Origin of the sequence: Shimwellia pseudoproteus (assembly GCF_016415625.1) — a bacterium.
Lineage (GTDB): Bacteria > Pseudomonadota > Gammaproteobacteria > Enterobacterales > Enterobacteriaceae > Shimwellia > Shimwellia pseudoproteus.
Genome location: NZ_WBXP01000029.1, coordinates 17,985 through 31,849, shown reverse-complemented (window position 1 = coordinate 31,849; position 13,865 = coordinate 17,985). Strand labels below are relative to the sequence as shown.

12 protein-coding genes are annotated in these 13,865 nt (G+C 58.4%); 1 reads left to right on the top strand and 11 read right to left on the bottom strand.

From position 1 onward, the window contains the following. Nucleotides 1–26: 26 nt before the first annotated feature. The 7 genes from F9C28_RS13270 to alsR all read right to left on the bottom strand — a co-directional run bounded on the left by F9C28_RS13270 (nucleotide 27) and on the right by alsR (nucleotide 6,942). On the bottom strand, nucleotides 27–770 hold the full coding sequence (locus F9C28_RS13270) for an SDR family oxidoreductase (protein WP_199015842.1): 744 nt from the start codon (nucleotides 768–770) through the stop codon (nucleotides 27–29). A 70-nt stretch (nucleotides 771–840) separates the two neighbouring features. Then, complete coding sequence (gene alsK / locus F9C28_RS13265; RefSeq protein WP_199015841.1) at nucleotides 841–1,785, bottom strand: allose kinase; 945 nt, start codon at nucleotides 1,783–1,785, stop codon at nucleotides 841–843. Further along, nucleotides 1,769–2,461: a D-allulose 6-phosphate 3-epimerase gene (gene alsE, locus F9C28_RS13260; RefSeq protein ID WP_199015840.1), complete on the bottom strand. Its 693-nt coding sequence runs from the start codon at nucleotides 2,459–2,461 to the stop codon at nucleotides 1,769–1,771. Before alsE ends, alsK begins: the two co-directional genes overlap by 17 nt. Nucleotides 2,462–2,481: 20 nt before the next feature. Further along, nucleotides 2,482–3,462: a D-allose ABC transporter permease gene (alsC, locus tag F9C28_RS13255; protein WP_199015839.1), complete on the bottom strand. Its 981-nt coding sequence runs from the start codon at nucleotides 3,460–3,462 to the stop codon at nucleotides 2,482–2,484. Beyond that, complete coding sequence (gene alsA, locus F9C28_RS13250; protein ID WP_199015838.1) at nucleotides 3,441–4,967, bottom strand: D-allose ABC transporter ATP-binding protein AlsA; 1,527 nt, start codon at nucleotides 4,965–4,967, stop codon at nucleotides 3,441–3,443. Before alsA ends, alsC begins: the two co-directional genes overlap by 22 nt. Nucleotides 4,968–5,018: 51 nt before the next feature. Then, nucleotides 5,019–5,969: a D-allose transporter substrate-binding protein gene (alsB, locus tag F9C28_RS13245; RefSeq protein ID WP_199015856.1), complete on the bottom strand. Its 951-nt coding sequence runs from the start codon at nucleotides 5,967–5,969 to the stop codon at nucleotides 5,019–5,021. An 82-nt stretch (nucleotides 5,970–6,051) separates the two neighbouring features. Next, nucleotides 6,052–6,942 (bottom strand): transcriptional repressor AlsR, encoded by an 891-nt coding sequence (alsR, locus tag F9C28_RS13240; RefSeq protein ID WP_199015837.1) that lies wholly within the window; start codon nucleotides 6,940–6,942, stop codon nucleotides 6,052–6,054. Nucleotides 6,943–7,274: 332 nt separating this feature from the next. Here alsR and rpiB point away from each other — a divergent pair, with 332 nt between their 5' ends. Further along, nucleotides 7,275–7,733, top strand: a complete 459-nt coding sequence (gene rpiB / locus F9C28_RS13235) for a bifunctional allose-6-phosphate isomerase/ribose-5-phosphate isomerase RpiB (protein ID WP_199015836.1) — start codon at nucleotides 7,275–7,277, stop codon at nucleotides 7,731–7,733. Between the two features lie 46 nt (nucleotides 7,734–7,779). Here the strand turns inward: rpiB and gcvP are convergent, their stop codons facing one another. From gcvP to ubiI, 4 genes are all read right to left on the bottom strand, one after another. Next, nucleotides 7,780–10,653, bottom strand: a complete 2,874-nt coding sequence (gene gcvP / locus F9C28_RS13230; RefSeq protein WP_199015835.1) for an aminomethyl-transferring glycine dehydrogenase — start codon at nucleotides 10,651–10,653, stop codon at nucleotides 7,780–7,782. 92 nt (nucleotides 10,654–10,745) lie between these two features. Further along, entirely contained in the window at nucleotides 10,746–11,135 is a 390-nt protein-coding gene (gcvH, locus tag F9C28_RS13225) for a glycine cleavage system protein GcvH (RefSeq protein ID WP_199015834.1), read from the bottom strand. 20 nt (nucleotides 11,136–11,155) lie between these two features. Next, nucleotides 11,156–12,253, bottom strand: coding sequence for a glycine cleavage system aminomethyltransferase GcvT (gene gcvT / locus F9C28_RS13220; RefSeq protein ID WP_199015833.1), 1,098 nt, complete (start codon nucleotides 12,251–12,253; stop codon nucleotides 11,156–11,158). A 409-nt stretch (nucleotides 12,254–12,662) separates the two neighbouring features. Beyond that, a complete protein-coding gene (gene ubiI / locus F9C28_RS13215; RefSeq protein ID WP_199015832.1) occupies nucleotides 12,663–13,865 on the bottom strand; it encodes an FAD-dependent 2-octaprenylphenol hydroxylase in 1,203 nt (400 codons plus the stop codon).

Sequence of the window (13,865 nt, the reverse complement as noted above, 5' to 3'; positions counted from 1 at the left end):
CCCCGGGGGGCCTCTGCCCCCGGCAATTATTTCCCTCCCGCCATATCAATAATACTGCCGGTCACATAAGACGCTTTACTGCTCAGCAGCCAGGCTATCGCCTCGGCCACTTCTTCCGGGCGGCCACCGCGCTGCATAGGGAGTGACGGGCCAACCCGGTCCACCCGGCCTGGTTCACCGCCGCTGGCGTGCATGTCGGTGTAGATAAACCCCGGTCTGACCCCGTTAACCCGGATGCCCTGGGCTGCCACCTCCAGGGAGAGCCCCACCGTCAGCGTATCAACCGCCCCCTTGGAGGCCGCGTAATCCAGATATTCCCCGGCAGCCCCCAGCCGGGCGGCGGCGGAAGAAACATTCACAATCGCCCCGCCCTGGCCACCGTGCTGGTAGGACATGTGCTTTACCGCCTCCCGGCAGCAGAGGAAGTAGCCGGTCACGTTAGTGGCAAGCACGGCATTAATCCGCGCGGCGCTCAGTTGTTCAATCGTTCCCTGGCTGAACAGGACCCCGGCGTTATTGACCAGTGCTGTCAGGGATTCTTCCTGATGATCGAGGGTAGCAAACAGCCCGTTGACCTGCGCTTCATTGCTGATATCCCCCTGGATACAAAACGCCCGCCCGCCTTTGCTGATAATTTCGGCCACGACCGCTTCCGCGGCGGCATGATTTTCCCGGTAGTTCACCACCACGGTGTAGCCTTCCCGGCCCAGTTGCAGCGCCGTTGCCTTGCCAATCCCCCGGCTCCCGCCGGTTGCCAGTGCCATCGCCATTATCCTGGCTCCTCAGTGGCTAACATTGTTGCTATTTACCCTGGATGCAGTCAGGGGTTTTTGCCACTTTTTAATCCCCGGGCGCGCCATCAACAGGGCGGGCGGCCAGCATTGCCGCCCCTCTGGCGCCATTAAATGCCGATGACGAGGCGGCGATAAACCGCACCCGGTTTCCGGGCAGCGGCTGGCGCACATGCTGTCGAATATGCGCAATAAAATACCCGCGCGGAAATGACGGCATATCCATCACACCGCCGCCGAGGATCACCGCATCCGGATCAAACAAATTAATGGCCGTGGCGATGGACTGGGCCCCGCGCACTAGCATTAACTGGATAGCTGGCTCATCGACCGCATAGCGGAACAGCTCACCAAGGGGGTAATCCCGCGCGGCCTGATGATACCAGCGGGCCATCGCCCGGCCGGAGCACAGCGTTTCAAGGCACCCCGGGTTACCGCAGGTGCAGGTTTGCTGCGGGTCACCCAGCGGGATATGCCCCAGCTCCCCCGCCGCACCGTGGGCGCCGGTCCAGGGCTCCCCCTGTAGCCAGGCGGCAAAGCCCATGCCGGTGCCCAGATAGGCCCCCAGTACCACCTGCCGCTCAAGGCGGTTTTCCGCCACGTCCCAGCGCAGTTGCAGGTTCACATCGCGATAAAACGCCACCGGGCAGCCAAGGGACTGTTCCAGCCTCCCGGCCAGCCCGTCAAAGGCATGCTCCGCCAGCGCCAGATTCGGGGCGGAAACTACCGTGCGCCGGTCTTTCGCCACCAGCGCCGGGAAGCCCATCACCAGCCCGGTGCAGCGCGCCCCGAGCCGGGATAACTGCCCGGTAATAAGATTCGCCACGCCACGGGCAATTCCGTCCCGGATCACCGTGGCGGTGGGTTGCTGTGTGCTGTACACCAGCGCACCCTGGGGATCTTGCAGGCAGAGCCGGAGATGGGTGGCCCCCATGTCCACCCCGGCAACCAGGCCACGCGCCCCCTGTGGCCCCGCGCTAGGAAACGGCCGCATTGTGTAATACCTGTCGGGCGTGGTTTATCTCTGCGCGCATCAGCTCCCAGGCGTGGCTAAGATCGTCACTGCGATTAAACAGGCCTGAGGAGCCAACAATCAGCACATCGGCGCCGGCACCGATCAGCGGCAACCAGGTAGCGGTATTGCAGGAGCCGTCCACTTCAATCTCATAGCCCAGCCCTTCCCGGGTGCGCCAGTTTTTGAGTTCCGTGATTTTATTAAGCATCTCGCGGATAAACGGCTGGCCGGCAAAGCCCGGGTCAACCGTCATCACGGTAACTTTATCCGCGTAGTGCAGATAGTATTTCATCACCTCCGGGGAGGTTTCCGGGTTAATAATCAGCCCCACTTTCATCCCCCGTTCACGAATGTGGCCAATCAGCCGGAACGCCTGGCCGTTCAGGGTCTCGGGGTGGAGCGTCAGCATCTGCGCCCCGGCCTCCGCCAGCGGCGCTATGTAATCCTGGGGGCGGGTGACCATCAGGTGGCAATCCAGCGGCAGGGTCGCCAGCTTGCTGACCTGGCTGACAAAAAACGGCGACAGGGTAAGGTTCGGCACAAAGTGGCCGTCCATAATATCGAGATGAAAATAGTCCGCATGGCAGTTGAGGAATTCAATTTGCGATCTGAAATCCGCCAGATCCATGCACATCAGCGAAGGGGAAATTTTCATTATCACTCCTGTGGTTGGTGTTATTTACTGATCAGCCGATCCAGTGCGACAGCGGCAATAATCAGGCCCCCCATCACCACCAGTTGGTAATAGGTCTGGACCTGGAGAATGTTTAATCCGTTATTGATGGTGCCGATGATAAGCCCGCCAATCACCACCGAGAAAATACGCCCCTTGCCGCCAAAGAAGCTGGTGCCGCCAATAATGGCGCTGGCAATGGCGTAGGTTTCAAACCCCATTCCGGCCAGTGGTTCCGCCGCCCCCAGTCGCGCCGTGGACACTACCCCCGCCAGGCCTGCGCAAATGCCGGAAATAACAAACACCACCAGCATGTGGAACTTCACATCGATACCGGAATAAAACGCCGATGATTTATTGCCGCCGAGGGCATAAATATTGCGCCCCAGGCGGGTGTGGGTGGTCATAAACCACAACAGGCCGGCAATCAGCAGGGCAAAAATCACCGGTACCGGAATACCCAATACGCTGGCGGCGAAGAAGTTCACAAACTCAAAAGAGAAGCCATACACCGAATTGGCATCGGAGATAACCAGGGTAACACCACGGAAAATCGCATTGGTGCCGAGGGTGATAATAAAGGGGTGCAGCCCGGTCCAGTTGACCAGGCAGCCATTAATCGCCCCCAGTAGCCCTCCCACCAGCACACCGCCGACCAGGGCGGCGAGTACCGGGTCCCAGCCTGCCAGCATCAGTTTGGCGGTCACCATGCCCGACAGGGCGAGGATCGCCCCGACGGACAGATCGATCCCGGCCACCAGGATGGCAAAAAACTCGCCCATGCCGATCAGTACCGTGACCGCACTCTGCACCAGGATTTGGGTGAGATTATTACCGGTCAGAAAATATTCCGGGGAGAGGCTGCCAAAAATAGCCACAATAATCGCAAGGATAAAAAAGGTGCCGTACTGGTCCCAGAAGCGGGCAAAACTAAGCCCGGATACGCCGTCAGACGTCGGTTTTACGTTTGCGGGAGTGCCCATGCCATGATCTCCTCTTCGCTGATATCGGGGCGGTTAGTCAGGGTGTGTGTTAGCTGCCCGGCGCAAAACACCGCAATGCGATCGCAGACCGCAATAATTTCCGGCAGCTCGGAAGAAACCATCAGGATCACTTTTCCCTCGCGGGCCAGTTGGCGCATTACCCGGTAAATTTCTGCTTTGGCCCCCACATCAATGCCGCGGGTGGGCTCATCAAAAATAATGACCTGCGGGGTACAGCATAACCAGCGGGAAATCAGCACCTTCTGCTGGTTACCGCCAGACAACTCGCCAATGTTTTGCCCCAGTGAGTGGCACTTCAGCCCCAGTAGCTGGCGCTGGTGTTGCGCCTGAGCCTGCTCCTCCCTGCGGTTAATTAACCCCAGGGCGCCTTTATAGCCCCCCTGCTTCAGGCTGTGGCTGATGGCCATATTCTGGGCAATGGAAAAGTTGGCAAAAATCCCGGTTTCCCGGCGGTTCTCAGTGATGTAGGCCATGCCCTTCTTCAGCGCATCCAGCGGGGAGCGCGGGGTGATCAGCGTGCCGTTCAGCCGGATTTCACCGCTGCTGCGCTTATCTACCCCAAACAGGCAGTTCATCAGCTCCGTGCGCCCTGCCCCCACCAGCCCGGCGAAGCCTAAAATCTCACCGCGCCTGACGCTAAAAGAGATATTGCGCACCCGTCGTTTATCGCGGCTGGTAACCTGCGTAACCTCAAGGGCTACGGGGGCATCATCCCCGGGAGGCTGGCGCGAACCGCTGCGCGGCGCTACGTCCCGGCCCACCATCAGCCGGACAATATCGTTATTGGTCACCGCGTTCACCATGCCGCTACACACCGTGTTGCCGTCTTTCATAACCGTATAGCGGTCGCAAATTCGCCGGATCTCTGCCAGCTTGTGGGAGATATACACAATGGCTGTCCCCTCGCTGCGCAGCTGGCGCATAATCAGGAACAAATAGTCCACTTCGTTATTGGTTAATGACGAGGTGGGTTCATCCATAATAATGACCCGGGCATCGAGCATCAGTGTTTTGGCTATTTCGAGCATTTGCTTATGGCCAATTGCCAAATTACGCACTTTCTCATCCAGCGACACATGTAGCCCAACCCGTAATAACATCATGGCTCCCCGGCGGCGCATTTCAGGCCAGTTAATCATCTTAATTCCGCCACAACGTTTAGTCAGATGGCGGCCAATATAGAGATTCTCCAGTACGCTCAGTTCATCAATAACACTTAACTCTTGATAAATAATACCGATACCCTGCTCTGCCGCCTGCTTATGATCAAGCTGGCGGTATTCGTTATTATTAATCGTGATAACTCCGCGGCTCGGAGAATAAATACCGGATAATATTTTCATCAATGTCGATTTACCGGCGCCATTCTCCCCAAGCAGGGCGTGGATCTCCCCGGGGTAAATATTCAAATCGACAGAGGTTAATGCGTGAACCGGACCAAAAGGCTTACCGATCCCCGCCATTGAAATATAAGGCGTGGTCATAATGGGCCCTCATAATAGGCAGCACAGGCTGCCGGAGTATTGCGCCAGGGGTTAGCCGTCGGTGGCGTTACGGGTTACCAGCAGGGAGTCTACCGTCTCGGATACCGGCTGGCCCTCCCGGGGAATGGGCTTACCGGACTGCGCCGCGTTGACCAGCATTTTCAGCCCGGTGGCGCCGATCCCCTGGGGGTCCTGGGCGACGGTGGCGGTCATCATGCCGCTGGCCACCATCTTGCGCGCTTCGGGGATACCATCGGTGCCGATCACCATAATCTCCCCGGTTTTCCCGGCATTGGCCACCGCCTGGGCAACCCCCATCGCCATGGTGTCATTGGCGCAGTAGAAGGCTTTAAGCCCCGGGTTGCGCTGCAATACATTGGTAGCAACGTCGAGGGCTTTGATGCGATCCCAGTCCGCCGGCTGGCTGGCCACCAGTTTTATCTGGCGCTGCTGCGTAAAGGCCGCATTCGCGCCGCTGCGCCGGGCCTCCCCTGAGGCATTCCCCGCTTTACCTTCAATAATAGCCACCTCGCCCCCCGCGTCCCCGAGGGCGTTAATAATATATTCCGCCCCCTTAGCACCGACGGCAACATTATCAGTGGTGACAAAGCCTTCAATATTCCCCCCGGCTTTACTGAGATTTTCCATATCAATTTTCTCATCGAGGTTGACCAGGTAAATGCCGTTTTTCCAGGCTTTCGCCACCGGAATAACCAGATTGACCGACGACAATGGCGCAAATGCGATGCCTTTATATTTTTTATTAATTAAATCTTCAAACAGCTGAAGCTGGGACTGGAAATCGCCTTCCGAGGGCGATGCAAAAATATCAACGCTGAACCCCAGGGTTTTGGCTTCGTCCTCAATACCTTTTTTCATATCCACCCAGAACGGGTTAGATAATGTTTTTAATACCACGGCATAGTCTGCGGCGGCCATTACGCTGGCGCTGAGCATCATACCCATAACGGCGCCGCTGAAATATTTCAGATAGTTATTCATCATCATATTCTCACTGTCTGGTTCAGGATTGTGGTGTGGCTCACCCCACCGGGGTGGCGGTGTCTGGATTTATTTCTAAAGTCTAATTACCCCACTGCCAGCGGGGAAACAGGGCAACAATGGCCGCCGTTTTCTGCATATTGGCCGTAGCCTGGGCGGTATCCTGCTGGGCCACAGAAACAAAAAAAGCATCCAGCAGGGTCAACTGTAATATCCGCGCCGATGCATTGCGCCCCAGCAGAGGGGTATCCGGCGCTGGTGAACAAATAATAAAATCAGCCAGCCGGGCGACAGGTGAATGGTGGCTGTGAGTAATGCAGATAACCTGCGCCCCGTTGTCTTTTGCCAGCTTTACCGCGGCGATAAGGTCACTGGTCTGGCCGGAGTGGGTCACCACCAGTACCACGTCCCCGGGCTGGAGCAGCGCCGCGGACATCGCCATCAGGTGCGTGTCACCGTAAGTGTGGCAGCGGATGCCGATGCGCAAAAACTTGTGCTGAATATCGGCACAGATAGCATTCGAACCACCCACCCCGTAAAGATCCCGCTGCTTCGCCTGCCAGAAGCAACGCGCCGCCTGGCGGATCTCTTCGGCATTGACGATCGACTGCCCCTCCATAATGGTGCGCAGGCTGATATTGAACACTTTGTTCACCACATCCTGGGGGGCCTCATCAAAGGCCAGCTCCGCCGGTAGCACCTGTTCAGACTGGACAAAATACGCCCCGATAGCGCTACGCAACTGGCGGAACCCGCTAAACCCCAGCAGTTTGGCAACTTTGACAATCATCGCTTCAGAGACGCCCAGCGCTTCTGCCACCTCTTTGATGGCCGGGCGAGCATTCAGATTACCGGGCACCAGCAGCCAGTCAACAATCCGGCTCTCATTGCCTGTCATCCCCTCCTGGCGCATCCGCAGCCAGGGGGCCAGCCCGATCCCCTGTGGAATTTTGTCCTGCGCTGAATATGCCATCCTCGCCCCTGGTGAAAAAGTAACCTGGCGACTATACAACCATAAGCGGCAGACGAAATATGCAACCGACTTCACAGAAGATTAAATTCAATAAAGTTTTTTATTATTAATAGCTTACGTAAAAATAACACCTTAAATTAAGCCTTAATACACCACCAATAAACAACGCACTACCTTCCCGCTATAACGTACAAAAATCGACGCATCGCTATTGTTTACCGCCGCAGTTATCCCTAAGAATCCGTTATTCCGGCGCCGGTTCTCTGGCGCATTCCTCAGACATTTCTTCACAGTGGCGATTGATTCGTGAAGCCGACACTCAAGGAGGCACCATGCAAACACTGGCGATTGGCTGCGACCATGTCGGACTTTCCCTGAAGGCCGCCATTGTGGCCCATCTGATCGAAAACGGGTTTACGGTGATGGATAAAGGCACCACATCCGCCACCCGGACCGATTACCCCCACTATGCCCGGGCCGTTTCCCTGGCGGTGGCCAGTGGTGAAGCCGATGGCGGTATCTTGATCTGCGGCACCGGGGTGGGGATGGCGATTGCCGCCAACAAAGTGGCCGGTATCCGGGCGGTAGTGTGTAGCGAGCCCTATTCCGCGCAGCTATCCCGCCAGCACAATGACAGCAATATTCTGGCGTTTGGCGCCCGGGTGGTGGGGGATGCGTTAGCGAAGATGATTGTGGACGGCTGGCTGGGGGCGACCTTTGAAGGTGGGCGCCATCAGGCCCGGGTGGATGCCATCAGCGGCGGGCCAGGTAATACGGAGATGGCGTCATAATAATAAACAAGGGCGCCGCAGCGCCCTGTTATCCTACGGGTAATAACTACTGGTATTCGCTCATCGGCACGCAGGCACAGAACAGATGACGGTCACCATAAACATCATCAAGGCGTTTTACCGTCGGCCAGTATTTATTGCTGATGCCCGCCGGGAACACCGCCAGCTCGCGGCTGTAGGGGTGTGCCCACTCGCTGACCAGCTCCTGCTGAATATGCGGCGCATTGACCAGCGGGTTATCCTCCAGCGGCCATTCCCCGGCAGCCACCCGATCCATCTCACTGCGGATAGCCAGCATCGCGTCGATAAAGCGATCCAGCTCCGCTTTGCTTTCGGATTCGGTAGGCTCCACCATCAGGGTACCCGCCACCGGGAAAGACATGGTTGGCGCATGGAAGCCAAAATCAATCAGCCGCTTGGCAATATCCAGCTCACTGATGCCGGTTTGCTCTTTCAGCGGGCGAATGTCGAGAATACATTCGTGGGCCACATAGCCGTTATCGCCGGTGTACAGCACCGGATACGCCCCTTTCAGGCGGGTGGCAATGTAGTTGGCATTGAGGATAGCCACCTGGCTGGCTTTTTTCAGCCCTTCGGCGCCCATCATGCGAATGTACATCCAGCTAATCGGTAAAATCGACGCACTGCCAAACGGTGCGGCGGATACCGCCCCTTGCTGGGTGAGCATCTCGTCAATCTGCACCACGCTGTGGCCCGGCACAAACGGGGCCAGGTGTGCTTTCACGCCTATAGGCCCCATGCCCGGGCCGCCACCGCCGTGGGGAATACAGAAGGTTTTATGCAGGTTCAGGTGCGACACATCCGCCCCGATATGGCCCGGGGAGGTGATCCCCACCTGGGCATTCATATTGGCCCCGTCCAGATACACCTGGCCGCCAAACTGGTGCACGATGTCGCACACCTCGCGGATGGTCTCTTCGTACACCCCGTGGGTGGACGGATAGGTCACCATAATGCAGGACAACTGCGCCGCCGACTGTTCAGCTTTGGCCCGCAGATCGTCAAGATCAATGTTGCCCTGTTTATCACAGGCCACCACCACAACCTGCATCCCGGCCATTTGTGCCGATGCCGGGTTAGTGCCGTGGGCAGAGCTGGGGATCAGGCAGATATCGCGCTGGGCCTGATTGCGGCTGGCATGGTAGCGGCGGATAGCCAGCAGACCGGCATACTCCCCCTGCGCCCCGGAGTTTGGCTGCATGCACAGCGCGTCATAACCGGTCAGCTTAACCAGCCAGTCAGACAGCTGGGCTATCATCTGGTGATACCCCTCGGCCTGATCCGCCGGGCAGAACGGGTGCAGTTCCGCAAACTCCGGCCAGGTGATAGGGATCATCTCCGCCGCGGCGTTCAGCTTCATGGTGCAGGAGCCCAGCGGGATCATTGCCTGGTTAAGGGCCAGATCTTTGCGCTCCAGGCTGTGCATATAGCGCATCATCTCGGTTTCGCTGTGGTAGCGGTTGAATACCGGATGGGTAAGGATAGCGTCATCGCGCAGCATCGCCGCCGGTACCGAGCGGCTGTCCAGGGCAACGTCTTGATCCAGCGCGTCGATATCCGGGCTGTGGCCGTCCCCCAGTAACACCGCAAACAGGCTGGCAATATCTTCGCGGGTGGTGGTTTCATCCAGGGTGATGCCCACGGCGTTGTGGATATCGCTGCGCAGGTTGATGTGGCCGGCTTGCGCCCGGGCCAGCACCGCGGCTTTGTCCGCCACCTCAACGCACAGGGTATCAAACCAGCTATCGTGGCGCAGGCTCAGCCCCTGGTGGCGTAACCCGGCGGCGAGGATATCCGCAAAGCGGTGAATACGCTGGGCGATGCGCCGCAGCCCCTGAGGGCCATGATAGACCGCGTACAGGCTGGCGATATTGGCCAGCAGCACCTGGGAAGTACAAATGTTCGAGTTGGCTTTCTCGCGGCGGATATGCTGCTCGCGGGTCTGCATCGCCATGCGCAGCGCGGTCTGCCCGGCGGCATCTTTCGACACCCCGATGATCCGGCCCGGCATTGAGCGTTTATATTCATCACGGCTGGCGAAGAACGCCGCGTGCGGGCCACCGTAGCCCATCGGCACGCCAAAGCGCTGGGCGGAGCCAAAGACAATATCGGCCCCCTGCTTACCCGGCGCGGTCAGCAATACCAGCGTCATCAAGTCTGCCGCCACGCTGACCACCACTTTACGGGCTTTCAGCTCAGTAATCAGGGCGCGGTAATCGTGTACTTCACCGGTGGTGCCCACCTGCTGCAACAGCACGCCAAACAGATCCTGGTGGTCGAGCACTTTAGCCGCATCATCGACGATAACGTCAAAACCGAACGTTTCAGCACGGGTGCGCACCACATCCAGGGTCTGGGGGTGAACATCGGCCGCCACAAAGAAGCGGTTGGCCCCTTTCAGTTTGCTGACGCGTTTGGCCATCGCCATCGCTTCGGCGGCGGCGGTCGCTTCATCCAGTAATGATGCCGAGGCAATGTCCAGCCCGGTCAGATCGAGGGTCACCTGCTGGAAGTTCAGTAACGCTTCCAGCCGCCCCTGGGACACTTCCGGCTGATACGGGGTATACGCGGTATACCAGCCGGGGTTTTCCAGCATATTGCGCAGAATAACCGGCGGTGTGTGCACCGCGGTGTAACCCATCCCAATATAGGTTTTAACCCGTTTATTGCGCCCGGCGATGGCTTTCAGCTCTGCCAGCGCGGCAAATTCCGTGGCGGCACCGCCAATCTGTGGCGGCCGGGCCAGTTGAATATCGGCCGGGACAATGCGCGCGGTTAACGCGTTTAACGACTCGGCCCCCACGGCGGCCAGCATCTCTTGCTGTTGTTCAGCAGAGGGGCCGATATGGCGGTCAATGAAAGCATCATTGTGTTCAAGCTGCGGTAAGGTTTGGGTCATGAGCGGTTATTCCTGCAACATCCTGGCCGGGGTAATAGGACCAGATATAACAATCAGAAACAAACAGGCCGGGAAAACCCGGCCCACTACAATTACTCGTTTTCTAACAGCGCTTCATAGGCTGCGGCATCCAGCAGCGCGGCAACCTCAGCGTCGTCGTCGGCTTTGATTTTGAAAATCCAGCCGGCCCCATAAGGCTCGCTGTTCACCAGTTCCGGGGCGTCGCTCAGCGCGTCATTAACGGCCACAATCTCGCCGCTTATCGGGGCGTAGATATCGGACGCCGCTTTCACGGACTCGGCCACGGCACAATCGTCACCCGCCGCTACCGTTGCGCCGGTTTCCGGCAGGTCGACAAAGACCATATCGCCCAACAGCTCCTGGGCGTGCTCAGTGATGCCGACGGTATAGCTACCGTCTGCTTCTTTACGCAGCCACTCATGCTCTTTGCTGTATTTCAGTTCATTAGGCACATTGCTCATTGTTATCTCCTGGTAAATATTTACTGCGCGACGGGTTTACCGGCGCGAACAAAAACAGGTTTGGTAACGGTAACCGGCAGTTCGCGGTTACGGATCTGGACCACGGCGCGCTGGCCAGCGCCAGCCGGGGCACGCGCCAGGGCAATACTGTATCCCAGCGTCGGGGAGAAGCTACCACTGGTAATCACCCCTTCTTTGCAATGGCCATTTTCATCAAAAAAACGCACCGGCAGGCCGCTACGCAACACGCCTTTCTCGGTCATGACCAGGCCCACCAGGGTATCGGTGCCTTTTTCCCGCTGTAATTCGAGCATTTCCCGGCCAATAAACGCCCGGTCAGCCGGTTGCCAGGCGATGGTCCAGCCCATATTGGCCGCCAGCGGGGAAATACCTTCGTCCATATCCTGGCCGTAGAGGTTCATCCCGGCTTCGAGGCGCAGCGTATCGCGGGCCCCCAGGCCACAGGGTTTGACCCCGGCCTTGACCAGGGCGGCCCAAAACCCGGCGGCCTGGTCTTTAGGCAGGGCGATTTCGTAGCCCGCCTCACCGGTATACCCGGTGGTGGCAATAAAGAAGTCACCGGCCTGCACGCCGAAGAAGGGCTTCATCCCCGCCACGGCCTGGCGCTGTTGTTCGGTGAACAGGGTCTGGGCCTTCGCCTGGGCATGTGGCCCCTGTACCGCAATCAGCGCCAGATCATCGCGCACCGTCACCGTCACGGCGAATTTTTCCGCATGTTCGTTGATCCACGCGAGGTCTTTGTCGCGGGTAGCGGAGTTAACCACTAACCGGAAATCGTCTTCAGCGAGGAAGTAGACAATCAGATCGTCAATCACACCGGCGGAGGCATTAAGCATGGCGCTGTACAGCGCTTTGCCCGGGGTCTGGAGCTTAGCCACGTCGTTTGCCAGCAGATAGCGCAGGAACTCGCGGGTGCGGCTGCCGTGCAGGTCAACAATGGTCATGTGGGAGACATCAAACATCCCGGCATCGGTACGTACGGCATGGTGCTCGTCAATCTGGGAGCCATAGTGCAGCGGCATCATCCAGCCGTGGAAATCCACCATGCGGGCACCACACAGGTTGTGCTGTTCAAATAACGGGGTCTGCTGAGCCATTTTATCCTCTTTCAGTCCACTCGGGCCGCCTGACGCGGCCCACAAAACGCCCGTTCCCCCGCGCCATGGGGGGGCGACGCAAACGTTCTCTTTGCTGGCAAACTTACCACTGAACCCGGCGTTAAACCATAAGTGCGCCGTGGTCATCACATTAGCTTATGGCCAGTAATAGCCGGAAGGCAGCCAGTGATTCTAACTAGTAAAATGCGACAAATGCCGCACATCTGGTGATTAGTCCACGCAGAAATCAGAAGAAGATAACATTTCTGCTAAATTCAAAAACAAAATCACTACATCAAAAACGGTGTCGGATTACAAAAACTAATCCGATTAGGCGAGTCAAATTAGAATATTTCAAATGAGGGAGCGCGATCCCCGCCCGGCCAGCGGGAAGGGATCGGTTAGCGGGTTAACGCAGCCATTCCGGCAGGTCATGCAGGCCCATGGCCTGGCGCAGCAGTTGCGGTTTAACGCCCGGCAGGGTATCCGCCAGCGCTAAGCCCACATCACGTAACAGCTTTTTCGCCGGATTGCTGCCGGCGAACAGTTCGCGAAAGCCCTGCATCCCTGCCAGCATCAGCGCCGCGCTGTGTTTGCGGTCGCGCTCATAGCGGCGCAGGTAGAGGTGCTCGCCAATATCTTTACCGTCTTTATGCAGGCGGCGCAGTTCAGCAATCAGCGTGGCTGCATCCATAAAACCGAGGTTTACCCCCTGCCCGGCCAGTGGGTGGATGGTATGCGCCGCGTCCCCCACCAGCGCCAGCCGGTGGGCGGCAAACTGCCGGGCATAACGGCCGGTCAGCGGGAAGCTCAGCCGCGCACTTTGCACCTCGCACATCCCGAGGCGCATATCAAAGGCCACCGCCAGCTCGCGGTTGAAATCCGCGTCATCCAGCTGGGCAACCCGCTGCGCCTCTTCCGGCGGCAGGGACCAGACAATCGAACTTAACTGCCCGTCGCTGAGGGGGAGAAATGCCAGAACCCCCTGCCCGTGGAAAATCTGGCGCGCCACCGCATCGTGAGGGCGTTCGGTACGCACCGTGGCCACCAGCGCATGGTGGCAATAATCCCAGGATGTCAGCGGGATATCTGCCTGCTTGCGCAGCCAGGAGTTGGCGCCATCGGCCCCTACCACCAGCCGGGCGGTGAGCATCGTCCCGTCTGTCAGGCTCAGGAAAGCGTCGTTCTCCCCCCGGGCCAGTTGCTGGATTTGCGCCGGGGCAAGCAGGGTCACATCCCGGCACTGGGCGGCCCGGGCCCACAGCGCACGGTGGATCACGTCATTTTCAACAATGTGCCCAAGGTGGCTGTAACCAAAGGATTTGTCATCAAATTCAATACGCCCGAAGCTGTCCCGCTCCCAGACTTCCATGCCGTGGTAGCGGCTGGCCCGTTCGCCGATAATCGCCTCCCAGGCCCCTAAGTGGCTGAGTAACTTTTCGCTGGCGGCATTGATTGCCGACACGCGCAGCCCCACAGAGGCATCCGCCGCGGCAGGCTGCGGCGGGGTCTGTTCAAGAACGGCGACCCGTAAGCCGCTGCCCTGTAGCCCACAGGCCACCGCCAGACCCACCATTCCGCCACCAACAATTGCCACATCTACGCTTTGCAC